The following is a 22498-nucleotide window of genomic DNA, read 5'->3' as shown; positions in this document are numbered from 1 at the left end:
GCGGAGGAATTAAAAGATCATGCAAAACGCCCCCATGAGTGCCCTGTTACCCGATGGACTGTTGATGCTGATGGTCGTCGTGGCCTGGTTGAACGACACTATCTTCGGTGTGAAGAGCCGTCACTCGACCTACCTGATTTCGGTTGTGTCGGCCATTGTGGTCGGTGTGTGGTTCGCCTTCCAGGCGCTCGATCCCACGCCGCATTACTACTTCACGCGCATGTACGTGGTCGACCCGTTTGCGAGCGCGATGAAAGCGGTCGTGACGCTCGGCTTTGCGGTATCGATCATCTATTCGCGCAAGTATCTTGAAGATCGCGACCTGTTCCGCGGCGATTTCTTCCTGCTCGGCTTGTTCTCGCTGCTCGGCCAGTGCGTGATGATTTCGGGCAACAACTTCCTGACGCTGTACCTGGGCCTGGAACTGATGTCGCTGTCGCTGTACGCGGTGATCGCATTGCGCAAGGACTCGCCGCAGGCCAACGAATCCGCGATGAAGTACTACGTACTCGGTGCGCTGGCTTCAGGTTTTCTGCTCTACGGCATCTCGATGCTGTACGGCGCGACCGGCTCGCTCGAACTGAATGAAGTCGCGAAGGCGATCGCAACCGGCCGCATCAACGACGCAGTCCTGCTGTTCGGAGTGATCTTCGTGGTGGCGGGCGTGGCGTTCAAGATGGGCGCGGTGCCGTTCCATATGTGGGTGCCCGACGTGTACCAAGGCGCACCGACCGCGATGACGCTGCTCACCGGCGGTGGTCCGAAGGCCGCGGCGTTTGCGTGGGGTCTGCGTTTCCTGGTGATGGCGCTGCTGCCGCTGGCGGTGGACTGGCAAGAGATGCTGGTGATCCTGGCCGCGTTGTCGCTGATCGTGGGTAACGTGACCGGTATTGTGCAGAAGAACATCAAGCGGATGCTGGCTTACTCGGCTATCTCGAACATGGGCTTCGTGCTGCTGGGCATGCTGGCAGGGGTGGTCGACGGCAAGGCTGATGGCGCGGCGAACGCGTATAGCTCGGCCATGTTCTACAGCATCATCTATTTGCTGACCACGCTTGGCACCTTCGGTGTAGTCATGCTGCTGGCACGCAAGGACTTCGAAGCCGAAACGCTCGACGACTTCAAGGGCCTGAACCAGCGTAGCCCGGTGTTCGCGTTCGTGATGATGATCATGATGTTCTCGCTCGCCGGCATTCCGCCAATGGTCGGGTTCTATGCGAAGCTTGCCGTGCTCGAGGCCACCATGAACGCCGGCCTGACGTGGCTCGCTGTGCTGGCGGTGCTGTCGTCGCTGGTAGGTGCGTTCTACTACTTGCGTATCGTCAAGCTGATGTATTTCGATGCACCGACCGATGCGTCGCCGATCGTCGCGGACAACCTCAAGCGCGCGCTGCTCGCGTTCAACGGTCTGGCGGTGCTGGTGCTTGGCATTGTCCCCGGTCCGCTGATGAACGCCTGCCTGGCCGCGATCTCGCACACCTTGCCGTTCCAGTTGTAATGTCGGCAGCGGGTTGGTTTATTGTGTTGTTGGCGCTGGTCGGCGCCAACCTCCCGTTCGCGAATCAGCGTCTTTTCTCCGTTATCCCGCTCAAGGCGGCGAAGAAAAGCGCCTGGATTCGCATCGCGGAAATAATCGTGCTTTATTTTATTGTGGGCGCGCTCGGCTTTATGCTTGAGGCGCGTGCGGGCAACCGTTTCGAGCAGGGCTGGCAGTTTTATGCCGTGACCTTCAGCTTGTTCCTGGTGCTCGCTTTCCCCGGTTTCACGTTCCAATATCTCGTCAAGCGCCGCTGATGGCGACGGCCGTCGCGGCTTGATCCTCGCGCTAAACTTTCGCGCGTTTCCTTCAAGGTGCACGATGGCCGACTCACATATCGAGTTCCCTGATTCCGACGATGGCTTGATCGAGAAGACGGTCGAGAGCAAGTTGCTCCATCAAGGCAAGTTCCTCACGCTCAAGATCGATACGGTCGAACTGCCCGACGGCAAGCACGCCACGCGCGAGTTCGTCGAACATCCGGGCGCCGTGATGATCCTGCCAATGTTCGACGACGGCCGCGTGCTGCTGGAGAAGCAGTATCGCTATCCGATCCGTAAAGTCCTGCGCGAATTTCCCGCCGGCAAACTCGATCCGAACGAGAGCGAACTGGCGTGCGCAAAGCGCGAGCTGCATGAAGAGACCGGTTATACGGCGCGCGAATGGTTTTTCCTGACGCGGATCCATCCGGTTATTTCCTATTCGACCGAGTTCATCGATTTGTACCTGGCCCGTGGCTTGACGGCAGGCGAGAGCAAGCTCGACGAGGGCGAGTTCCTCGAAACGTTCATCGCGGACCGGTCCCAGGTTTTCGAGTGGATCAGGAGCGGCCATATCAGCGACGTCAAGACAATCATCGGCAGCTTCTGGCTGGAGAAGGTGATGTCGGGCGAGTGGACCTTGGGCGATCCGGTCAACGACTGAACCGCGACCGGGATGTCCGGCGTATTCGCATAAAAAGCGGCCTTGAAGGCCGCTTTTTATTTGTCTGTTCAATCAAGGCCGCGCGTCGTTCGGCACGCGTTCTTGCGGCGGGATAAAATCGAACGTGTGTTTCTACACACCCTCAAACCGTCGCATTGTCATATTTTTACGAACGATCGTTCACAAAACGCGTTTTTGCGACTAAACTTTCTGGCAAGCCCCGATCAGCATGAAGGTTCTCGACTTGAAGTGCTCACACGACCATCGTTTCGAAGGCTGGTTTGCTTCGACCGATGAGTTCGAATCCCAGTTGTCGCGCAAGCTCGTGGCTTGCCCGGTGTGCTCGACAACGGAGGTGAGCCGCATGCCGTCCGCGCCGCGCCTGAATTTGTCGACCAGCCGGTCGGAGCAAGGTGAAAAGGACGCTGCCGGATCGAGCGCTACGCAGGCCCAGCCGCCGCAAAACACCGATCAGGCGCTTCAGGCGCGTGCGCTGCAGTTCATGCGGGAAATTCTCGCGAACACGGAAAACGTGGGCGACCGTTTTGCTGAAGAGGCGCGGCGCATGCATTACGACGAAGCGCCGGCGCGAAATATTCGTGGCGTCGCAACGCCTGAAGATGCGCACGCATTGATGGAAGAAGGCATCGACGTGATGCCGTTGCCCGTGCCGGCCGCACTGAAAGAGCCGCTGCAATAAGCTGAATCCGTTCAGCTAACGCGCGTCTCCTCATGGCCGACCCGGGTCATGACAGGAGACACAGCGTATGGACCTGAATTATTCCCCCGCCGACGACGCATTCCGCGCCGACATCCGCGCCTGGCTCGACGCCAACCTCCCGCAGGCTCTGCGGACCAAGGTGCTCGAACACAAACGTCTGAATCGTGATGACTACGCGAGCTGGCACAAGCTGCTCGGCACGCGTGGCTGGTCGGTTGTCGCCTGGCCGAAAGAATATGGCGGCCCCGGCTGGAGCGCGACGCAGCGCCATATCTGGGACGAGGAATGCGCGCGTATTGGCGCGCCCGGCGTGTTGCCGTTCGGGGTATCCATGGTCGCGCCCGTCCTGATGAAATACGGCAGCGATGCGCAAAAAGCCCACTATCTGCCGCGAATTCTCGATGGCACGGACTGGTGGTGCCAGGGTTATTCGGAACCCGGTTCGGGTTCGGATCTGGCGTCGCTGAGAACGCGTGCTGAACGCCAGGGCGACCACTACGTGGTCAACGGCCAGAAAACCTGGACCACGCTCGGCCAGTTCGCCGACATGATGTTCTGCCTCGTGCGTACCGACACCGGCGCGAAGAAGCAGGAAGGCATCTCGTTTCTCCTCATCGACATGAAGACGCCCGGCATCACCGTGCGCCCGATCATCACGCTCGACGAAGACCACGAAGTCAACGAGGTGTTCCTGGAAGATGTGAAGGTGCCGGTTGAGAACCTCGTCGGTGAAGAGAACCGCGGCTGGACCTACGCGAAATATCTGCTTGGGCATGAGCGCACCGGCATTGCGCGTGTCGGGCAATCGAAGCGGGAACTGGTGTTCCTGAAACGGCTTGCCGCCAATCAAAAGAAGGGCGGTGTTTCGTTACTCAGCGATCCCGTGTTTTCCTCGAAAATCGCGGCGCTGGAGATCGAGATGATGGCGCTCGAGGTCACCGTGCAACGCGTGGTGGCCAGCGAAGCGAACGGGCGCGGGCCGGGGCCTGAGGCATCCATGCTCAAGATCAAGGGCACCGAGGTCCAGCAGGCGCTGACCGAGCTCATGGTCGAAGCCGTCGGCCCGCAAGCTGCTGCGTTCGATCCCGTTTTTCTCGAAGGCGAACGTGAACACAGCCTTGCCGGCGACGACGATGCTGCACCACTTGCCGCGTACTACTTCAACTTCCGCAAGACGTCGATCTACGGCGGCTCGAACGAAATTCAAAAAAACATCATCGCGCAGATGATTCTGGGCTTGTGAGGAGCTGCACATGGACTTCAATTTCACCGATGAGCAGCAACAGTTCAGGGACGCATTGCGCCGGTATCTCGACAACGAGTACACGTTCGATGCACGGCAGAAGATCGTGGCGTCGAAGGAGGGTGTCGATGCAAAACATTGGACGGCATTTACTGAACTAGGCTTGACCGCATTGCCGGCACCCGAAGCGCAGGGCGGTTTCGATGGCGGTCCGGACGACATGCTGGTCGTGATGCAGGAACTCGGACGTGCGCTCGTCGTGGAGCCGTATTGGGCGACGGTAGTGGGTATCGAAGCGTTGCGACTGGTGGGTGATGATCACGCGAAGGCGTTGCTCGAACGTGCGGCCGCTGGCGAGATCAAGCTCGCGGTGGCGTTTCACGAACCGCATGCCCGTTACGACCTGTTCTCGGTCGACACCACCGCGCAAGAGAAAGGCGATGGTTTCGTGCTGAGCGGCCAGAAGTCTTTGGTCCTGCACGGCGCACAGGCCGACTATTGGATCGTTCCGGCGCGGCTGAATGGCGAAATCGCATTGTTCGTTGTTGCGCGCGACGCGGCGAACGTGGAAGTCACCGAGTATCGGACGATCGATGGTCAGCGTGCCGCGACGCTCACGTTCAAGGGCGTGCCTGCCGATCGTCTCGGCAAGGCCAACACGGGTGCAGCCACGCTTGAGCGCATAGCAGACTACGCTACGTTCCTGCTGTGCGCCGAAGCCGTCGGCGTGCTCGACGCGCTGAATCACGCGACGGTCGAGTACACGAAGGAGCGTAAGCAATTCGGCACGCCCATCGCGCGTTTCCAGGCGTTGCAGCATCGTATGGTCGAAATGTTGATTCACGCGGAGCAGGCGCGTTCGATCACCTATCTTGCCGCCGCGCGATACACGAGCAATGACGTCGATGAACGCCGCCGGGCAATTTCCGCGGCCAAGGCGCGGGTCGGCCAAGCGGCGCGTTTCGTCGGTCAGCAGGCGGTGCAACTGCATGGCGGAATGGGTGTGACGAACGAAGTTGCAGCGGCACATTGGTTCAAGCGCCTGTCGATCATCGAGACAACGTTAGGCGATGTCGATCATCATCTTGCGCGGTTTGCGTCGTTGCCTGGATTCGCCGACACTGACGTTTGAACAATCAATGCATTGAGAAAAGGAGAGCGCGGATGACGTTCAGCTATGAGGATTTCGATGTTGGATCGGTGGCGCAATTGAGCAGTCACACGTTTCTGAAAGAAGAGATTATCGAATTTGCCGGGCGTTTTGATCCGCAGCCTTTTCATTTGAGCGAAGCGGGTGGCGAGGCATCGCCGTTCGGCGGATTGGTTGCGAGCGGCTGGCACACGTGTTCCGCCATGATGGGCATCCTGGTGCGCGACCTGCTCTCCGATTCCACGTCAATGGGGTCGCCAGGGCTCGACAACATCCGCTGGCTTAAACCCGTCCGGGTCAATGACACAGTGCGATTGACGAGCCGCGTATTGAGCAAGCGGGTATCGGCCAGCAAGCCTGATCGTGGAATTATCGCCACACGTTGGGAAGCTTATAACCAGCACGGCGAACTGGTGTTGACCGTGGATTCATCGGCTATATTCGGTCTTCGTCATCCAGGAGAGGCGCAATGACCTTGGCGAGCGCAGCCGAGTTCAAAGCTGCGGAGAACCAGGGCGAATATGTGAGCGAGTGGTTGGAAATCGATCAATCACGCGTCAACCAATTCGCCGATGCCACCAAAGATCACCAATGGATCCATGTCGACGTCGAGAGGGCGAAAAAAGAATCGCCATTTGGCGGGCCGATTGCGCATGGATTCCTGACCCTGTCGCTGATCCCCATGTGGCTGGAACAGTGCGTGCCGATGCAGCAGAAGATGGGTGTGAACTACGGCATGAACAAGGTGCGCTTCATGTCGCCGGTGCCGGTCGGAGCGAAGCTGAGAGCGAAGTTCGTAGTGGGAACGGTGACGGAGGTGGAAGCAGGTGGCGTCCAGGTCATCTGGCGCGTCACACTCGAAAAAGAAGGGAGTGACAAGCCGGTATGTATCGCGGAGTTCATCACCCGGCATTACTTTTGAGGATTCCTGGCTGTAGCTCCACTGTGCAGTAACCAGGCAGATTCCGCGAAAGAGGAATCTGCCGTTGCGCACTTAACGCCTCGCGTACTGCTGCGCACCGAATAAAACTTCGCGTTGTTTATCGCCGGTAAGGTCTTTGCGAGCCGAGGCCAGCACTTCAACGCCTCTCACAACAGCCGGCCGCGCGGCAATGGTCTCGAACCATCGCTTGACGTTCGGGAACTCGTCTAGCTCGATCCCCTGGTTTTTCCAGGATCGCGTCCACGGAAACGTCGCGATATCCGCGATGGAATAGTCATTTCCGGCGAGAAACCGCGTCACGCCCAATCGTTTATCCATTACGCCGTACAAACGCCTGGCTTCGTTCGAATATCGGTTAACCGCGTATTCGATCTTCTCGGGCGCATAAATCCGGAAATGATGTGCCTGACCGAGCATGGGACCGACGCCGCCCATCTGAAACATCAGCCACTGCATGGTCGTATATCGGCCGACAGGATCCTGAGGCAAGAACTTCCCCGTCTTCTCAGCGAGATAAAGCAGGATCGCACCCGATTCAAAAAGCGCTAGTGGCTTACCGTCCGGTCCATCGCTATCGATAATCGCGGGGATCTTGTTATTCGGGCTGATAGCCAGGAACTCAGGCGTGAACTGATCGCCGGCACCAATATCGATGGGGATCGCTTTGTACTCGAGTCCGACTTCTTCGAGCATGATATGAATCTTGTGGCCGTTTGGCGTGGCCCAACTATAGACGTCGATCATTTTCGCTCCTGGTGCTGAACACGGGAAAGCGGCGATCCGCGCAACCCGCGATCGCCACTCAAAAACGCTGCGGAAAATTAGACCATAGTTCGCAGAAGGACGCTGAACACCGGTTCACGCGTACCGTGAAAGCTCCAGCTTGGCGATCGCGTTCCGATGCACCTCATCCGGCCCATCGGCAAGCCGCAACGTCCTCGCATGCGCATAGGCATAAGCCAGCGGAAAATCATCGGACACACCGCCCGCGCCATGCGCCTGAATCGCCCAATCAATGATCTGGCACGCGATATTCGGCGCGACCACCTTGATCATCGCGATTTCGCCGCGTGCGCCTTTATTGCCGACGGTGTCCATCATGTAAGCCGCTTTCAGGGTGAGCAGACGCGCCTGTTCGATCATGATGCGCGCCTCGGCAATGCGCTCCTGCGTCACACCGTGCGCGGCGATCGGCTTGCCGAAAGCGACCCGTTGAAGTGTGCGTTTCGACATCAGTTCGAGCGCGCGTTCTGCCAGTCCGATCAGGCGCATGCAGTGATGAATCCGACCCGGTCCAAGGCGTCCCTGCGCGATTTCAAAGCCACGTCCTTCGCCGAGCAACATGTTCGATACCGGCACGCGCACGTTCTCGAGTGTGATATCCATGTGGCCGTGAGGCGCATCGTCATAGCCAAAAACCGGGAGCGGCCGACGCACGGTGATGCCGGTCGCGTCCGCAGGAACGAGGATCATCGACTGCTGCTGATGTTTCGGCGCGTCGGGATCAGTCTTGCCCATCACGATATACACCTTGCAGCGCGGGTCCCCCGCACCCGACGACCACCACTTGTGGCCGTTGATCACGTAGCTATCGCCATCGCGGACAATGCTGCACTGAATGTTCGTGGCATCCGACGAAGCCACGTCCGGCTCGGTCATCAGGAATGCAGAGCGAATCTCGCCTTGCAGCAGTGGTTCGAGCCATTGCAGCTTCTGCTGCTCGCTGCCATACCGTTCGATGGTCTCCATGTTGCCCGTGTCAGGCGCGCCGCAATTGAAGACTTCCGGCGCCCATGGCACCCGGCCCATGATCTCGCAGAGCGGCGCGTATTCCAGGTTGCTCAGTCCTGCGCCGCGTTCGGACTCCGGCAGGAACAGGTTCCAGAGACCGGCATCGCGGGCTTGTTCCTTCAGTTTTTCGATCAACTCCGTCGGAACCCAAGCGTTGCCGTTTGCACGATTGGCAGCGACTTCACTGTTGAACGCGCGCTCGTTCGGGTAGATGTGTTCATCGAAAAAATGGCCTAGCTTTTGGCGCAGTTCCTGCACTTTCGGCGTGTAATCGAAATTCATGTCGTCTCCTTACTCGGGTCCCATGCAAGATGTTGCCAATCTCTATTCACCGACTTTCTGCGCATACGACCACGCGAGTTCGGCCATGGGTTTCGCGCGCTTTCCGGCATCAAGAGCCTGCGTGCTCGCCGCCGTGCCTTCGCTCACCCGCTTCATGATCCCCTGCAGGATCGCGGCAATGCGGAACATGTTGTAGGCGAGGTAGAAATTCCAGTCGCCCTGAATCGCAAAGCCCGTGCGAGCGAGGTATGTCGCCACGTAGTCGTCCTCATCGGGAATGCCCAGCGCCGCCCAGTCCAGGCCGCCAATACCGCGAAATTGAGTAGGGTCGACGTGCCATGCCATGCAGTGGTAAGCGAAATCGGCGAGGGGGTCCCCAAGCGTGGACAGCTCCCAGTCGAGCACGGCGAGCACACGCGGTTCGGTCGGATGGAAGATCAGGTTGTCGAGGCGGAAATCGCCATGAACGATTGATACACGTTCCGCCGGTGCGCCTGCTTCGCTACGTGGAATATGTTTCGGCAGCCATTCGATCAGCTTGTTCATCGCAACAATGGACTCGGTTTCCGACGCAACGTATTGTTTGCTCCAGCGGCCGATCTGACGCTCGAAATAGTTGCCGGGCTTGCCGTAGGTGTCGAGTCCCGCCTGAGCGATGTCCACCGAATGGAGCGCCGCGATCACGCGGTTCATCTCGTTATAGATCGCGCCGCGTTCGGACGGTGTCATGCCCGGCAGCGCCTGATCCCACAACACGCGGCCTTCGATGAACTCCATCACATAGAACGCACGACCGATCACGCTTTCGTCCTCGCACAACGCGAACATTCTCGCGACGGGAACGTCGGTGCCGGCGAGTGCATCCATCACGCGATATTCACGCTCGATCGCATGCGCCGATGGCAATAATTTCGCCGCCGGCCCGGGCTTCGAACGCATCACGTAACTGCGCGCGGGCGTGATGAGCTTGAAGGTGGGATTCGATTGGCCGCCGGCGAACTGCTCGACGGTGAGTGGTCCGGCAAAGCCTTCAACATGCGTTTCCAGCCACGCGGACAATGCCGCTACATCGAACTGTTGCCGCTCGTTGACCGGGCGCGTTCCTTCGAACGCTGAAAAGTCCTGCGGTGCGGGGGTATCGTTTGCAGCCATCGTTGTCTCCTCCGGTCCTGCGTTTGTTGAGGTATCACGCGGCGTCGCGCCGTTCACGGCGCTATTGTTCGGCGTGCAGGCCGCGTGCCCGTCATGACTTCATGAGCGATTTAAAGCGCACGAACTGCGCGTACAGCAGCTCCATGGTGGTGTTCCGTACGGCGGCGTGAAGCGGCGAGGGAGGCGAATGGTTCAACGCACGGATGACCCAGTCGCTCGGTTTATCGCCGACATCGAGCGCATTGATGCAGCCGGTAGTCTGCGAAAGATGGCCGAAAAACGTACGGCCGCCGCTCGTGATTGCGTGCGACAACACCGCACGATTGACGCCGCCGTGAAGCACGAGCAGCACGGTGTCCCACGATGCATCGTCGCGCAGTCGTTGCAGCGGTGGCAACACGCGATCAAGCAACTCGCCGATAGTCTCGCCGCCCAGAAACGCCGTGCTTTCAGGCACGATGCCATCGAATACGCTGAGAAACGCGCGCTCGACGTCCTTGGGTGGAAGGTCCCCCAGCCGGCCGCCGCGAATCTCCTGCCACTCCGGCCAGATGTCGATGTCGATCTGCTGACCGGTTTCGGCCAGCACGCGTTGCGCCGTCTCGATGGTGCGCGGCAAACCGCTTGCGATGACTTTATCGAAGCGAATCTGCTGCGCTTTGAACTCGCGTCCCGCCGCGCTTGCTTCCTCGCGGCCACGTTCGTTCAACGGCACGCCTTCCGGATCGATGGCACGGCCGCTGGCATCGAAGTAAGTGACGTCGCCGTGGCGCATCAGAAAAATGCGGCGGCGCTTTGGCAGTTCGTATGAGGTCGTCATTTGTAATGCGGGGGCCGTTTTTCGAGGAACGCGTTGATGCCTTCGAGCGCGTTGCCGTTATGCAGGGCATCGACGAAACCATCGCGTTCGTCGTCCAGATGTTCCGCTAACGACTGCGTTTCGGCCGCCGCGATCAGCGTCTTGATCCGTGCGAGCGCTTTCGGCGCCATGCGGCCCAGTTCATCCGCCCAGGCAATGGCGGAATCGAGCGCTGCACCCGGTTTCGTCACGCGGTTCACGACACCAACTTCGTGCAAGCGCGTGGCGCCGATCGGCTTCGCTTCAAGGAGGATTTCGGTGGCGAGCGCACGCGGCAACGCGCGTGTGAGGAACCACGAGCCGCCGCCGTCAGGCGTGAGGCCCACGCGGGAATATGACATCACGAACTTGGCGTCTTCAGCCGCGACCAGCAGATCGCACGCCAGTGCAAGCGAAAAACCCGCGCCCGCTGCCGCGCCTTCCACGGCCGCGATCACCGGTTTCGTCGATGACCGCAATGCCACGATCCACTCGCCGAGCATGTCGATGCTCGCGGCCTGTACCGACGGATCCTTCGCGCGGTTTTCGAGCAAGCGGTTCAGATTGCCGCCGGCGCAAAAGAAGTTGTCGGCGCCGGTCAGCACGATCACGCGCACCGACGTATCTCGCTCGGCCGTATTCATGGCTTCGATGCCGGCCGTGTACATGTCCGGGTGCAGCGCGTTGCGGGCGCCCGGATTGGACAGCTTGAGAACCAGCGTGGTGTCGCTTTCGGCTGGCCGCGCGGAGAGCAGTTCGGCGCTCATGCTGCCGCCTCGTCGAAGGTGAGGGACAGGCCGAGTTGCGCACGGCGCGCGAGCCAGGGCGACGGACGATAACGCGGGTCGCCGAGCACCGCCTGCATGTTGCGCAGGATAGTGAGAATGGTGCTCGCGCCGAGCGCATCGCCAAGGGCAAGGGGACCGCGCGGGTAACCCAGGCCGAGCGTGACGGCGAGATCGATATCCGCGGGCGACGCAATGCGTTGCTGCGCGATATCGCAACCAATGTTGACGATGGTCGCCACCACGCGCTGGGCGACAAACCCGGTTGAATCGCGGATCACGGTGACGGGCACGCCATCGAATGTGAAGAGCGCGTGCGCGGCGTCGCGAAATTCGGCGGTCGTGGCGGGCGTGGTCATGATGGTGCGGCGGGCTGCATCGGCGAGCGGGAACAAGGTGTCGATAGCGACCGTGCGCGACGCGTCCAGTTTCTCCGCGACGGCTGCAGTGGTGGCATCGTGGCCGAGCGGCGTGACAATGATCAATGAATCCGGCGCCGGCGTGCCGCCGGTATCGATGGTGACAGCCGTTTCCATCTTCGCGATCAGCCGGAACACTTCTTCACGCGCATGCGCTGATGAGCGGCTCACCCACACGCGACGCGGCAGCGCCGTAGGCGCGGGCGCTTCCTCGGGAATCTGCTGCTTGCCGTCCACGTATTTATAAAAACCTTCACCCACCTTGCGTCCGATCAACCCACCGGCGAGCCGTGTGCCCGTAATAGGGGACGGCGTGAAGCGCGGTTCCTCGTAGAACTGGTGATAGATCGACTCCATCACCGGATGCGAGACGTCGAGCGCCGTCAGGTCGAGCAATTCGAACGGCCCGAGCCGGAAGCCGGCTTGCTCGCGCATGATCCGGTCGATATCCGCGAAACTCGCCACGCCTTCGCCCGCGATCCGCAGACCCTCGGTGTTCATGCCGCGCCCGGCGTGATTCACGATAAAACCGGGCATGTCCTTCGCGCGCACGGCCGTGTGGCCCATCTGGCGGCCGAGCGCCATCAGCGCGTCTCCGGCTGCGGGGTCTCCACGCAAGCCGTCGATCACTTCGACCACTTTCATCAGCGGCACGGGGTTGAAGAAATGCAGGCCGACCACGCGCTCCGGCTTGGCACAACCGGCGGCAATGGCGGTAATGGACAGCGACGACGTATTCGACGCCAGGATGCAATTCTCGCCGACCACGCCTTCGAGCTCGCGGAACAACTCCCGCTTGACGTCCAGCCTTTCCACGATTGCTTCCACCACCACATCGCAATCTGCCAGCTCGCCAATCGCACCGGCCGCATGAATGCGCGCCAACGCGTCGTGCGCATCGACCTCGTTCAGCTTGCCTTTTGCGGCGAGTTTGTTCAGGGTATCGGCGAGATACTCGCGTGCAGCCGCGATGGCTTGCTGGTTGGTGTCGTACAAACGCACGTTCAACCCGCCCAGCGCTGCGATCTGGGCGATGCCGCGGCCCATTGCACCGCTACCGACAATCCCTATGGTCCGAATCTCTGTATCGCGAAAACTCATGGCGCGTCTCACTCCTTATTTGCTAGATTAGCACGATCGTGCTGTTTGTGACGTGACCTCGAAGGCCGCCGATTGCCTGTATTGCTTAAAACGAAAGATGTCCAGGAGACTCAAGATGCTCAAGCTGTATGGTTTTCCGCTGTCCAACTACGTGAACAAGGTGAAGTTCGTGCTGCTCGAACACGGCATTCCGTTCGAGGAGGTGCGTGCGAATTTCGGCCAGGACGAAGCAACACTTGCGCTCTCGCCGCTTGGCAAGGTTCCGTACGTGGAGACCGAGGCCGGGGCGCTGTGCGAGTCGCAGGTAATCGTTGAATATCTGGCGAGCGCTTATCCGGAGAAACCCATTTTTTCCGCCGATCCGTTCACGGCCGCCAAGGAGCGCGAGATGATCGCGTTCATTGAGACACACCTGGAACTGGCTGCCCGCGAGCTCTACAAACAGGCGTTTTTCGGCGGCACAGTGACCGATTACACCAAGGTGCGTGCGGAAAAACGGCTCCGGCACGGTATTGCCGGATTCAAGCGGATTGCGAAGTTCGAACCGTACGCGCTCGGCACGACCTTCAGTATCGCCGATGTGAGTGCATTCGTGAATTTGCCGCTGATCGGGCTGACGACGAAAGCGATCTATGGATGGGATTTCCTGCTGGAAGCGGGAATTGACTGGAAGACGCACAACAAGCTGGTGGGCGAGCGGCCGGCCGCGCAGAAAGTCACGGCGGACCGGCTCGCCTTCATGGACGCGCAGAAAAAAACACTGCCGAAGATCTAGTCTTTAAAGACTGGCGAGACGCTCGAGCGCGGTGCGCAGCGTCTCTTCCTTTTTCGCGAAGCAAAAGCGCACGACGCCCGATTCGTGGCTCTCGTGATAAAACGCCGACACCGGAATGGCCGCGACGCCAATCTCGCTAGTGAGCCATTGCGAGAACTCGGCTTCAGGCAGGTCGCTGATGGCCGAATAGTCGACGCACTGGAAATACGTGCCGTCGCAAGGCAGCAGCTTGAAACGCGAATTGGCGAGGCCTTCGCGGAAAAAGTCGCGTTTTTGCTGATAAAAAGCGGGTAATTCCAGGTACGGAGCGGGGTCCTTCAGGTATTCCGCAATGCCGGCCTGCATCGGCGTATTCACGGTGAAGACGTTGAACTGGTGGACCTTGCGGAATTCCGCCGTCAGCGCGGCGGGCGCGGCGACGTAACCTACCTTCCAGCCCGTCACGTGGAAGGTCTTGCCGAAGCTCGACACCACGAAGCTGCGCGCAGCAAGGTCCGGATAACGGCACACGCTTTCGTGCGGGGCGCCGTCGAAGACCATGTGTTCGTAGACTTCGTCGGAGAGAATCAGCACGTCGGTGCCGCGCAGGATCTCGTCGATCTTCTGCATGTCGGCAGTCCGCCAGACACGGCCCGTCGGGTTGTGCGGCGAGTTGATGATCAACAGGCGCGTTTTCGGCGTGATCGCGGCGGCTATCTTGTCGAAGGGCAATGCGTAGTCGGGTGCTTCCAGCGATACAAACACGGGTTTGCCGCCCGCCAACTCGATGGCCGGCACGTAGCAGTCGTACATTGGCTCGATCACGACGACTTCGTCGCCCGGATGCACGCAGCACAGGATGGCGGTCAGGATGGCCTGGGTCGCGCCGGCCGTGACCGTGATCTCGCGCTCGGCGTCATATTGGCGGCCATACAAGCGCCCGATCTTCTCGCTGATCGCGCGGCGCAGCGGCGCGGCGCCGGCCATGGGCGGGTACTGGTTGTGGCCGTCGCGCATGGCGTTCGACACGGCGTCCACAATGCGCGGGTCGCATGCGAAATCCGGAAAACCCTGGCCTAGATTGACTGCGCCTTTTTGCGTCGCGAGCGCGCTCATGACCGTGAAAATGGTCGTGCCGACGTTCGGCAGGCGCGAGGTGATGGCAGGAACGGCGGGCGAGTACGGAAGGTCGTGCGAGGCGTTCATGGTGTGGGCGATCGGCTGCGCTAAAGGGAAATGTGTCCCATTTTAAACGTCGATGGCATTTGTTTCTCCTTTCGTTTCTTCACAAGCTTCCATGTGGGCTTGGAAACTGGCCACGAATGGCGCGGGCTGCGCGATTCGAAACCCGAAGTCGCGTGCTGTGCGTTTCGCGAGTTTAAGCACCGCGCGATCCTTCGATACCAGCCAGTCCGCCCGGCTCGCGTGCGTCAGTTCCAGAAACTTCTGGTCGTCGCGGTCGCGGCATTTGGGCAAGGGTGGCGCATCGGCGGGCGGCGGTTCGGGCGCAACGAGTTGCGAGAGCCGCGCGAGCGTTTCAAGCGCTTCGGACTTATTCACGGCGAAGCGCACGAATTGCGGATAGTCCAGCACATACGTCAGTTCTTTGAGGCAGCGGGAATCGATCAGCGCTTCCAGCGTACCGGCTTCGAGCGCGGCGCGGATTGGACGCGTGACGGGGTCATCGAACACCAGGATATCGATCCAGACATTCGAATCCAGCACGGCGCGCGGCACGGGGGATTTTTTCATTCGATACAATCGAGGGTTTCCGTCTTCATCGTTGGCAGCATGCCGGCGAGCCCCTATGATAATCGTTCTATCGCCGGCCAAATCGCTCGACTACGAGACCCCGCCTCACGTCACCAAGCACACGTTGCCTGAATTCGCCGCCGATTCCGCTGAATTGATCGATGGCTTGCGCAAGCTCTCGCCACAGGAAATCGGCAGCCTCATGCATATCTCCGATCCGCTCGCGCGACTCAATTTTCAACGCTACGCGGACTGGTCGCCGACCTTTGGCACGCATAATTCCAAGCAGGCCGTGCTGGCGTTCAACGGCGACGTTTACGAGGGTTTTGACGCAAAGTCACTACCCGCCACGGATCTCGACTACGCTCAGAATCATGTGCGCGTGTTGTCCGGGCTTTACGGATTGCTGCGGCCGCTGGATCTGTTGCAACCGTATCGGCTGGAAATGGGCACGAAGTTCGCCAACACGCGCGGCAAGGATTTGTATGCGTTTTGGGGCGATCGCATCACGGCTGCCCTGAACGCGCAGATGAAAAAGCAGAAGGGCGCACGCGTATTGGTCAACTGCGCGTCCAACGAGTATTTCAAGTCGGTGCGGCCGAAGCGCCTGGACGCACCGGTGATATCGCCGGTCTTCCAGGACTGGAAGAATGGCCAGTACAAGATCATCAGCTTTCACGCAAAACGCGCGCGCGGCTTGATGGCACGATTTGCGGTGCAGCATCGGATTGACGAGCCGGAAGGCCTGCAGGCTTTCGACAGCGAAGGTTATGCCTTCGATAAAAAGGCATCGACTGATACGAGTTATGTGTACCGCCGGCGGCTGGGTCTTTAAGCGCAGCGCATACGCATTGATCAAGGAAGCATCATGAGCATTTCAATCACGAGTCAATTCGATGCAGGCGCGATCGACGTGGTGTCCGCCGAGGACCCCGCAGCCATTCGCCTGCGTGTGCGTCCAGATACTCACGCCGACATCGCGCAGTGGTTTTATTTCCGTGTCTCGGGCGTGCGCGACGAGCCGCTCACCATGACCTTCGAGAACGCCGCTGACTGCGTGTTCGCCGACGGCTGGCGCGAGTATCGCGCGGTGGCGAGCTACGACCGGATCAATTGGTTCCGGGTGCCAACGCGGTATGACGGCCGCGTACTGACCATCGAGCACACGCCTGATTTCGACGCTGTGTATTACGCCTATTTCGAGCCATATAGCGAAGAGCGCCATGCGGGTTTCCTTGGCGCCGTGCAGCAGATGCCACACGCAACGTTGACCGAAATAGGCCGGACGGTGCAAGGCCGACCCGTGTCGCTGGTGTCGCTCGGGCTGACCGAAGAGACCGAGCGCCCGGTAAAGCCGAAGAAGAACGTGTGGATCATTGCGCGCCAGCATCCCGGCGAGGCCATGGCCGAGTGGTTTGTCGAAGGACTGATCAAACGGCTGGCGGGTTGGGGTGACTGGGCAGGTGACCCTGTCGCGCGACTGATCTTTGATCATGCAGTGTTCCATATCGTGCCCAACATGAATCCCGATGGCAGCGTGCTCGGCAACCTGCGCACGAACGCCGCGGGCGCGAACTTGAATCGCGAATGGATGGAACCTGACGCTGCGCGCAGTCCTGAAGTACTTGCCGTGCGCAACGCTATCCATGCGTTGGGTTGCGATCTTTTCTTCGATATCCACGGCGACGAAGCGCTGCCTTACGTGTTCGTGGCCGGCTCGGAGATGCTGCCTGGTTTCACTGAAAAGCAAGCGCAGGAACAGAAGGCGTTCATCGAATGCTTCAAGCAGGCAAGCCCGGATTTCCAGGACGTGCACGGCTATGAGGCGAGCAAGTACCAGACGGACGCATTGAAGCTGGCGTCGAAGTACGTGGGCAATGAGTTCGGCTGTTTGTCGCTGACGCTCGAGATGCCGTTCAAGGACAACGCGAATCTGCCGGACGAGCGGGTGGGCTGGAATGGCGAGCGCAGCGCGGCACTGGGCGCTTCAATGCTTCAGGCTATCCTGCGACACTTGCAGGCGTTCTGAGGCTGACGAGCGGAGTGAGGTGAGGGCCACTGAACGCACACAGATGCACGTGCATTCCGAAGGGCCTGCATCAAAAGGGCGTGATTGCTGATTGGCGATCACGCCCTTTTGTCTTGACCTTGACGTTCACGCTCGGTTCGTACGCGATACCGCGGCTCAGTGTTTCTTTTTACTCGCCGATTTTTTCGTCGTCTTGCCGCCGGCTGATTTCGAGCTCGTCTTGCCTTTGCCCTTGACCGCGCCATGCCGGCCTTTTGCGCCGTGGCCTGAGCGGGGTTCGGCGCGCGGCCTGGCTGACGGCACGGGATCATTCCAGCCGAATGCCAGCATCTGGCTGCCTACGTAGCCACAGCGGAACTTCAGCGTGGTAGGGCTGGAGTCCCCGTCCTTCGTGATCCCAAGGCCCTCGACCGTCACGACGTTATCGACCTTGATGCGTTGCTTGCGGTCGTCGAAAGCGTCGTTCCACGGCACGATGCTGCCATGAGCGGAATCGAAGGAACTGGCCGGAAACTCCACATGGTCGAACGCCGTCGAGGTACTTGCTACGAAACTCCCGTGTGCGGCACAGTCGGCCACGAGGGGATTGGCGTTGAAGTCGGTGACGAAGTGATTGACGAGCTCGTTACGTTCGTCGAGCGTATCGGCGAACGCGGTAGCGCTGCATGCGGCCGACGCAACGGTCGCCATTGATGCAATTGCCACCAGCCGGCCGACCAGCCGAAGCAGTCGACGCGGTACTTGAATACTATCCATCGGGTTCTGCACTAAAGAGACAACAGGCACGTAAGATGCCCGACAGTGAACGGGAGTTCCATCTTATATTAAATTCTTTGATCGACCGCCAATGATGGCCGGCCACAACATAGGTTCCGCGATGGATTGTGGATGGCTTGTGATGCGGGCAAGGGTTGGAATTGATGCGGCGTTCAGACCCGCGGCCCACGATCAAGCCGATAACGCCGCACGTCGAACGTGGTGATCCAGGTAGGCCGGTAGACGGTGATCAGGATGGTGAACACGCCGGTGAACAAGGCTTCGCCCGCGACCAGCAGGGCGGCCGCCAGCATGAATCCAGCCGGGATAATAAGCTCGCCATTGGCAAGCACGATTTCCAGGAGCAGTCCGGCAGAGCATGCAACTGCAACGGCGCATGCCGATGTCAGGAAACCGTGGCCGACGATGAAGACAAAGAGACTGCGCGGGATCCACGCTTGGATGGCCTTCTGCAGCAGCGACGATACCGCGACTGGTAATGCGCCGAACAGTATGAAGGTCACGGGAACGCCAGGCCATGAGGCATCCAGCACGACGGCCGCCAGCCCGCTTGTCACCGCCATGCCGACCAGCGCGAGTTGCCAGTCGAACAGGGTGACCATGAGTGTTGCGCCGAGCAGATGAATGGCGGGACCGTCTTCGAACCACGTGTTGCACGCCCACAGCACGGTCACCGCCACGACGATGCCGAACCAGACGTGCTGAAGTGTCCCGTCTTGCAACCGGCGAAACGGGTTCTTCCAGATCGCAAGCGCGAGCACACCCGCAGTGACAATCCAGCCACCTATTGCGAGCCAAAGCGGAAGAGGTGTGTAGAAGAAACCCATAAATCTTATATTACTCGTTTGCGCCCGAAAACGTGTGCATTGACTGTGCCAGCGGGGATTTTCCAACACGCAACGCGTCAATTCACGCGTTGCGCCCAGACTATGGAATAACCGTGCTCAGTCGCCGAAGCGGGGTTGGGGTTGAGCTGCCATTGGCAGCAAGTGTTCGTCTATTTCCGGCCGCGGCCCGTAGGTCAGCAAAGCGGTTGCGCGAAGCGGCACGGGGCCGGCATCGCCCAGCGCGGGTCGGGGCGACGCGTCAGCTTCGCGCTTCAAGACTTCGAGATAGCCGTTCTGCCAGCCGTTATAAATAGCAACGGCGGCGGCGCGATTCGGTGCACCGAGTTGCTGAAAGATACTGCCCAGGTGGATTTTCACCGTGCCTTCTCTGATCCCGAGTGTCTTCGCAATGATCTTGTTGGTGCTGCCCATATGCACGCACCGCATGATCTGTTGCTGGCGCAGTGACAGCGTGTTGAACCGTCTTGAGCCCTTTCGGAATTCTTTCGGTGCGGCGTCACGACGCGGCAGGAGCAGGGGTTCAAGCGCAGGATCGAGCGCGCACGCGGGGACGTAATGTCCACCCAGCAGAACCATTTCCAGCGCTGGGACAATCAGCGTGGGGTCGAGATTGCGCGGCACCACGCCGAGCACGCCGGCACTGAGAAGCAAGCGGACCTGCGCGGTTGATGCTTCGTCCACGATGATCGCCGCAGGGATCTTCGGGAAGGCGTTCAGCAGTGTGCGCAGATCGGTCATGCGCATGGCCTCGTGCCAGTCGATCACGATCATGTCCGGGTCGAGCCTCAGGACTGCGCTTGCGGCTTGCCGCCAGTCTTTCGCCTCGTTGAAGCGCGCGCGCCGGTCGATATGCCGTAAAAGCGCTTTCAAACCTTCGCGGCGTTCAGCTTCGGAGTTGACTATGGTGAATTTCATGCGTGCCTCATTGTTATATGGCTTCGGCGCGATGCCCGCTTCCGGGCGGACGATATGCGGCTGAACCAATAATGACCAATCGCGGCCGAAATTGCGCCCTGACCGAATGGCATAGGCATTACGCACAAAATCTGCGGTTGTGTTTCGCCTGAGGAGCGTTTTGGTGAATTAATTTCCACTCAGCGCAGTTTTTCGGGACGAGTCTCAACTGTCTGTGGTCATCGTTGAGATGTTTCTTAAGCACGAGCGGGAATACGAGACGGGATGAGACAAATCTGATGTGCGTTTCCGTGTCGTGGCGTCGCATTGCATCGGGATAATTTTTGTTGATCCCGCATGAATCTGCCGACGGCGTTGTTTTGACCTGACAACGAGGTGAGCGACCTTGAGCTTTTCTGCGTTTCGCGCATGGAGTTTGTTCGCTCAGTAGCGCTGAAGGAGTGGAAGGCAAGGCCTCTGGGAGCGCGGTCAGCGCGGAAGGCTTCGCTGACCAGGTTACGTCGGGAAGACGGCTGGGTGGTCAATCGTCGAAAACGCATTTCCGCGATAGTCATGGACTGGACGCTCGGGACTGCTTCGTGAAATGGATTGTGTTGCGGAGGCTAGTTCGAGCGCGTTTGTTCGTTGACGCAACGCCGATTCCGGAAGCGTCCTGTCGCCCGCTGCTCGGGTATGACGAGTGAGCCGTGTAAAAAAAGACCGTTCCAACGGGCGCCGGAACGGTCTTTGTATCGTCTCAAGAGCGGCGGTTAGACACGTCGCAACATGATTTTGGGTGTAGGCCAGTGCGCAAGTCGGGAAGCGTTAACGCCTCGATCGCTTGGGTTGGTTCAAACGAGTGAGTGGCCACGTTCAGCACAAAAGCCGCGCCCGGTTTCAACTTCTTGGGTCAGTGAAAATGCGGCTGGGCGGGCTCGGCGTCTTCCGGCATTTCCGCATGGACGATTTCCCCGAGTGGATCCGCATACAGCGGCACGCCGCAATCGTCGCAATATTCCGGCTCGAAACGGCCGGTGTGCCGGCGCACGTCGGTCACGCCCGAGCGCTTCAGCAACGCAACGATCTCTTCTACCGGACCATCCGCGCCTTCCAGTTCGGCCGCTTCTTCCGCCGCGCCAATTTCACCGTTTTCCCGTCCGTAAAGTGGCCAAACGACGCCGTAGATCACGTCGTTACTGCCACGGCGCGTAAAGCCGATCCGGTATTCGTCCACGCGTTGCTCACCGAACCCGGCAATCACGGCGCGCAATTCGTCTGGTGCCGTTCCGAGCGTGTCGAACAGGTACCGAACGGCGGTGCGGACCGAGTGAGGCCGAACCTGTTCGTCGGCGTCGCGGCATGCCGAATAGTATGCGTCGGGCAGCAGGCACTCGAATTCACAGCCGGGCAGGATGGCGGCAAAACTGGCGCCGCCTTGCGTTGCCCAATGTTCAAGGCACTGGCCGCGTTCGATCCGGGTGCCACCGACTGTTTCCTCTTGCCACCGGAACAGCGGGGCGCCCGAGGGCACAATGGCCATCGCAAGCAAAAAGCGCGGATCGGCGAGGATGGGTGAGGTTTCGGGCAAGTCACCGAGATTGAGACGCGCCGGGGCGTGGCCGAGCACAGTCTGTATGAGTTGCTGCGCAACACGTGCTGTTTCCACGTGGTGGCGCGGCAACTGGTCGATGCTATAGAGGTACGGCGCGACCGCCACCTTGGCACCTTCCGCGAGCACATGTGCTTGCAATTGAGTGCGCAACGCGTCGACAACGTCGGCTTTGAGCGGTCCGGAAGGGATGGAGTAACGCGTCCATGCCAGCACGGGCGCTGCGATCAGCAGCGCTTCGTGCGGCACGCCGTCGATCTCGATCGCGAACGATTCGCTTTGTGTTTCCGCCATATCGGCGAGCGCACCGTATGCGTCCGGGAACTTGAGTTGCAAATGGTCGAGTGCGGCATCGAGCGCAGTCTGATTGCCGTTGCGAACAATTTTCCCGAGAAGCGTGTCGAGGCGCGCTTCCCAGAACCGGTCTTCTATACGGCTGCCCGATGCGAACAGCGAGAGCGAAAGACCGACGAGCTTGTCGGCGTCCGGGGGAAGTCGTTTAGCGATTCGCGAGCGCATAGGAGGCAGTTATCAGGTGCAGAGAACCTTAGATTGTAGTCGCTATGAGTCCGCTTGGACCATTAGTGCACGGTGTCCCTGCGACGCCGGTTTGGCGCTCTCTGTTACTGGCGGAAATGGCACCGCTGAAAATCTTTTCGCGAACCCCTTGCGCGAGGGGGAAACGGGCACTAGAATTCCGTTCCTTCGCTTCACGAAGAGGCGAAGGGAAGTGAGAAAGTGCAGGTGGCGTGTCGTTTGAGAGGATGCTGCAGAGCCAAGCAGGACGGGCTTCGCAGCGAATCGGAAAGTCGGGGTTGAGTAAAAAACCTGTTGACGAAAAGCGAAACGCAGGACATAATCTCGTTTCTGTGCTGCAGATGCAGCGACGCGAAAGCGGCAGGGTTCTGGTGGTTGGGGCGCTGGTGTTTTGGTGAATGTTCTTTAAAAA

At 59.8% G+C, this 22498-nt stretch carries 24 protein-coding genes; 11 read left to right on the top strand and 13 right to left on the bottom strand.

Annotated features, from left to right (window positions below):
* Positions 1-19 precede the first annotated feature (19 nt).
* The 8 genes from nuoN (at position 20) to ABH944_RS38380 (ending at position 6497) form a co-directional block, all read left to right on the top strand.
* Entirely contained in the window at positions 20-1498 is a 1479-nt protein-coding gene (gene nuoN, locus ABH944_RS38415) for an NADH-quinone oxidoreductase subunit NuoN (protein WP_062084496.1), read from the top strand.
* A complete protein-coding gene (locus ABH944_RS38410) occupies positions 1498-1794 on the top strand; it encodes a DUF2818 family protein (RefSeq protein WP_404613433.1) in 297 nt (98 codons plus the stop codon). The genes nuoN and ABH944_RS38410 overlap by 1 nt, the downstream gene beginning before the upstream one ends.
* 64 nt (positions 1795-1858) lie before the next feature.
* Positions 1859-2461 carry an NUDIX domain-containing protein gene (locus ABH944_RS38405; protein ID WP_404613431.1) on the top strand — a complete coding sequence of 201 codons (603 nt, stop codon included), beginning with the start codon at positions 1859-1861 and terminating at the stop codon, positions 2459-2461.
* A gap of 229 nt (positions 2462-2690) precedes the next feature.
* Complete coding sequence (locus tag ABH944_RS38400) at positions 2691-3161, top strand: DUF1178 family protein (RefSeq protein ID WP_404613429.1); 471 nt, start codon at positions 2691-2693, stop codon at positions 3159-3161.
* A 67-nt stretch (positions 3162-3228) separates the two neighbouring features.
* Positions 3229-4425 carry an acyl-CoA dehydrogenase family protein gene (locus tag ABH944_RS38395; RefSeq protein WP_404613427.1) on the top strand — a complete coding sequence of 399 codons (1197 nt, stop codon included), beginning with the start codon at positions 3229-3231 and terminating at the stop codon, positions 4423-4425.
* A gap of 10 nt (positions 4426-4435) precedes the next feature.
* A complete protein-coding gene (locus ABH944_RS38390) occupies positions 4436-5557 on the top strand; it encodes an acyl-CoA dehydrogenase family protein (RefSeq protein WP_404613425.1) in 1122 nt (373 codons plus the stop codon).
* 32 nt (positions 5558-5589) lie between these two features.
* Positions 5590-6048, top strand: coding sequence for a MaoC family dehydratase (locus ABH944_RS38385; RefSeq protein WP_404613423.1), 459 nt, complete (start codon positions 5590-5592; stop codon positions 6046-6048).
* Positions 6045-6497, top strand: coding sequence for a MaoC family dehydratase (locus ABH944_RS38380; RefSeq protein ID WP_404613422.1), 453 nt, complete (start codon positions 6045-6047; stop codon positions 6495-6497). Before ABH944_RS38385 ends, ABH944_RS38380 begins: the two co-directional genes overlap by 4 nt.
* Positions 6498-6569: 72 nt before the next feature.
* On the opposite strand, the gene ABH944_RS38375 is transcribed toward ABH944_RS38380, so the two are convergent.
* The 6 genes from ABH944_RS38375 to ABH944_RS38350 form a co-directional block, all read right to left on the bottom strand.
* Complete coding sequence (locus tag ABH944_RS38375) at positions 6570-7262, bottom strand: glutathione binding-like protein (protein WP_404613420.1); 693 nt, start codon at positions 7260-7262, stop codon at positions 6570-6572.
* A 114-nt stretch (positions 7263-7376) separates the two neighbouring features.
* On the bottom strand, positions 7377-8591 hold the full coding sequence (locus ABH944_RS38370; RefSeq protein ID WP_404613418.1) for an acyl-CoA dehydrogenase: 1215 nt from the start codon (positions 8589-8591) through the stop codon (positions 7377-7379).
* Between the two features lie 42 nt (positions 8592-8633).
* Positions 8634-9743 carry a phosphotransferase gene (locus ABH944_RS38365; RefSeq protein ID WP_404613416.1) on the bottom strand — a complete coding sequence of 370 codons (1110 nt, stop codon included), beginning with the start codon at positions 9741-9743 and terminating at the stop codon, positions 8634-8636.
* Between the two features lie 91 nt (positions 9744-9834).
* Complete coding sequence (locus tag ABH944_RS38360) at positions 9835-10563, bottom strand: histidine phosphatase family protein (protein WP_404613414.1); 729 nt, start codon at positions 10561-10563, stop codon at positions 9835-9837.
* Positions 10560-11348, bottom strand: coding sequence for an oxepin-CoA hydrolase, alternative type (locus ABH944_RS38355; RefSeq protein WP_404613412.1), 789 nt, complete (start codon positions 11346-11348; stop codon positions 10560-10562). The genes ABH944_RS38360 and ABH944_RS38355 overlap by 4 nt, the downstream gene beginning before the upstream one ends.
* Positions 11345-12886 (bottom strand): 3-hydroxyacyl-CoA dehydrogenase, encoded by a 1542-nt coding sequence (locus ABH944_RS38350; protein ID WP_404613410.1) that lies wholly within the window; start codon positions 12884-12886, stop codon positions 11345-11347. The genes ABH944_RS38355 and ABH944_RS38350 overlap by 4 nt, the downstream gene beginning before the upstream one ends.
* A 115-nt stretch (positions 12887-13001) precedes the next feature.
* Between ABH944_RS38350 and ABH944_RS38345 the strand changes: the two genes are divergently transcribed.
* A complete protein-coding gene (locus ABH944_RS38345) occupies positions 13002-13661 on the top strand; it encodes a glutathione S-transferase family protein (RefSeq protein ID WP_404613408.1) in 660 nt (219 codons plus the stop codon).
* Between the two features lie 3 nt (positions 13662-13664).
* On the opposite strand, the gene ABH944_RS38340 is transcribed toward ABH944_RS38345, so the two are convergent.
* A complete protein-coding gene (locus ABH944_RS38340; RefSeq protein WP_404613406.1) occupies positions 13665-14846 on the bottom strand; it encodes a pyridoxal phosphate-dependent aminotransferase in 1182 nt (393 codons plus the stop codon).
* A 42-nt stretch (positions 14847-14888) separates the two neighbouring features.
* Positions 14889-15392 carry a putative toxin-antitoxin system toxin component, PIN family gene (locus tag ABH944_RS38335; RefSeq protein WP_404613404.1) on the bottom strand — a complete coding sequence of 168 codons (504 nt, stop codon included), beginning with the start codon at positions 15390-15392 and terminating at the stop codon, positions 14889-14891.
* 55 nt (positions 15393-15447) lie between these two features.
* On the opposite strand from ABH944_RS38335, the gene yaaA reads away from it, so the two are divergent.
* Complete coding sequence (gene yaaA / locus ABH944_RS38330) at positions 15448-16227, top strand: peroxide stress protein YaaA (RefSeq protein WP_404613402.1); 780 nt, start codon at positions 15448-15450, stop codon at positions 16225-16227.
* Between the two features lie 33 nt (positions 16228-16260).
* Positions 16261-17421, top strand: a complete 1161-nt coding sequence (locus ABH944_RS38325; RefSeq protein WP_404613400.1) for a M14 family metallopeptidase — start codon at positions 16261-16263, stop codon at positions 17419-17421.
* A 156-nt stretch (positions 17422-17577) separates the two neighbouring features.
* On the opposite strand, the gene ABH944_RS38320 is transcribed toward ABH944_RS38325, so the two are convergent.
* The 5 genes from ABH944_RS38320 to ABH944_RS38300 all read right to left on the bottom strand — a co-directional run.
* On the bottom strand, positions 17578-18177 hold the full coding sequence (locus ABH944_RS38320; RefSeq protein ID WP_404613399.1) for a BspC domain-containing protein: 600 nt from the start codon (positions 18175-18177) through the stop codon (positions 17578-17580).
* Positions 18178-18350: 173 nt separating this feature from the next.
* Positions 18351-19025 (bottom strand): energy-coupling factor ABC transporter permease, encoded by a 675-nt coding sequence (locus ABH944_RS38315; protein ID WP_097264106.1) that lies wholly within the window; start codon positions 19023-19025, stop codon positions 18351-18353.
* Positions 19026-19142: 117 nt separating this feature from the next.
* Entirely contained in the window at positions 19143-19961 is an 819-nt protein-coding gene (locus tag ABH944_RS38310) for a LuxR C-terminal-related transcriptional regulator (RefSeq protein WP_404613396.1), read from the bottom strand.
* An 889-nt stretch (positions 19962-20850) separates the two neighbouring features.
* Positions 20851-22068, bottom strand: coding sequence for a DUF2863 family protein (locus ABH944_RS38305; RefSeq protein ID WP_404613394.1), 1218 nt, complete (start codon positions 22066-22068; stop codon positions 20851-20853).
* Between the two features lie 191 nt (positions 22069-22259).
* The coding region (locus ABH944_RS38300; RefSeq protein ID WP_404613392.1) for a hypothetical protein at positions 22260-22498 on the bottom strand (239 nt) is incomplete at its 5' end.

This window comes from Caballeronia udeis (assembly GCF_044909315.1).
In the GTDB taxonomy this organism is placed as follows: Bacteria; Pseudomonadota; Gammaproteobacteria; order Burkholderiales; family Burkholderiaceae; genus Caballeronia; species Caballeronia udeis_A.
Note: the sequence above shows the minus strand (reverse complement) of the source record. Positions and strands in the feature narration are given on the sequence as shown.

Excerpts from the sequence above, each read along its gene's own strand:
- nuoN (WP_062084496.1), top strand. The coding sequence starts at position 20 with ATGCAAAACGCCCCCATGAGTGCCCTGTTACCCGATGGACTGTTGATG.
- ABH944_RS38410 (WP_404613433.1), top strand. The coding sequence starts at position 1,498 with ATGTCGGCAGCGGGTTGGTTTATTGTGTTGTTGGCGCTGGTCGGCGCC.
- ABH944_RS38405 (WP_404613431.1), top strand. The coding sequence starts at position 1,859 with ATGGCCGACTCACATATCGAGTTCCCTGATTCCGACGATGGCTTGATC.
- ABH944_RS38400 (WP_404613429.1), top strand. The coding sequence starts at position 2,691 with ATGAAGGTTCTCGACTTGAAGTGCTCACACGACCATCGTTTCGAAGGC.
- ABH944_RS38395 (WP_404613427.1), top strand. The coding sequence starts at position 3,229 with ATGGACCTGAATTATTCCCCCGCCGACGACGCATTCCGCGCCGACATC.
- ABH944_RS38390 (WP_404613425.1), top strand. The coding sequence starts at position 4,436 with ATGGACTTCAATTTCACCGATGAGCAGCAACAGTTCAGGGACGCATTG.
- ABH944_RS38385 (WP_404613423.1), top strand. The coding sequence starts at position 5,590 with ATGACGTTCAGCTATGAGGATTTCGATGTTGGATCGGTGGCGCAATTG.
- ABH944_RS38380 (WP_404613422.1), top strand. The coding sequence starts at position 6,045 with ATGACCTTGGCGAGCGCAGCCGAGTTCAAAGCTGCGGAGAACCAGGGC.
- ABH944_RS38375 (WP_404613420.1), bottom strand. The coding sequence starts at position 7,262 with ATGATCGACGTCTATAGTTGGGCCACGCCAAACGGCCACAAGATTCAT.
- ABH944_RS38370 (WP_404613418.1), bottom strand. The coding sequence starts at position 8,591 with ATGAATTTCGATTACACGCCGAAAGTGCAGGAACTGCGCCAAAAGCTA.
- ABH944_RS38365 (WP_404613416.1), bottom strand. The coding sequence starts at position 9,743 with ATGGCTGCAAACGATACCCCCGCACCGCAGGACTTTTCAGCGTTCGAA.
- ABH944_RS38360 (WP_404613414.1), bottom strand. The coding sequence starts at position 10,563 with ATGACGACCTCATACGAACTGCCAAAGCGCCGCCGCATTTTTCTGATG.
- ABH944_RS38355 (WP_404613412.1), bottom strand. The coding sequence starts at position 11,348 with ATGAGCGCCGAACTGCTCTCCGCGCGGCCAGCCGAAAGCGACACCACG.
- ABH944_RS38350 (WP_404613410.1), bottom strand. The coding sequence starts at position 12,886 with ATGAGTTTTCGCGATACAGAGATTCGGACCATAGGGATTGTCGGTAGC.
- ABH944_RS38345 (WP_404613408.1), top strand. The coding sequence starts at position 13,002 with ATGCTCAAGCTGTATGGTTTTCCGCTGTCCAACTACGTGAACAAGGTG.
- ABH944_RS38340 (WP_404613406.1), bottom strand. The coding sequence starts at position 14,846 with ATGAACGCCTCGCACGACCTTCCGTACTCGCCCGCCGTTCCTGCCATC.
- ABH944_RS38335 (WP_404613404.1), bottom strand. The coding sequence starts at position 15,392 with ATGAAAAAATCCCCCGTGCCGCGCGCCGTGCTGGATTCGAATGTCTGG.
- yaaA (WP_404613402.1), top strand. The coding sequence starts at position 15,448 with ATGATAATCGTTCTATCGCCGGCCAAATCGCTCGACTACGAGACCCCG.
- ABH944_RS38325 (WP_404613400.1), top strand. The coding sequence starts at position 16,261 with ATGAGCATTTCAATCACGAGTCAATTCGATGCAGGCGCGATCGACGTG.
- ABH944_RS38320 (WP_404613399.1), bottom strand. The coding sequence starts at position 18,177 with ATGGATAGTATTCAAGTACCGCGTCGACTGCTTCGGCTGGTCGGCCGG.
- ABH944_RS38315 (WP_097264106.1), bottom strand. The coding sequence starts at position 19,025 with ATGGGTTTCTTCTACACACCTCTTCCGCTTTGGCTCGCAATAGGTGGC.
- ABH944_RS38310 (WP_404613396.1), bottom strand. The coding sequence starts at position 19,961 with ATGAAATTCACCATAGTCAACTCCGAAGCTGAACGCCGCGAAGGTTTG.
- ABH944_RS38305 (WP_404613394.1), bottom strand. The coding sequence starts at position 22,068 with ATGCGCTCGCGAATCGCTAAACGACTTCCCCCGGACGCCGACAAGCTC.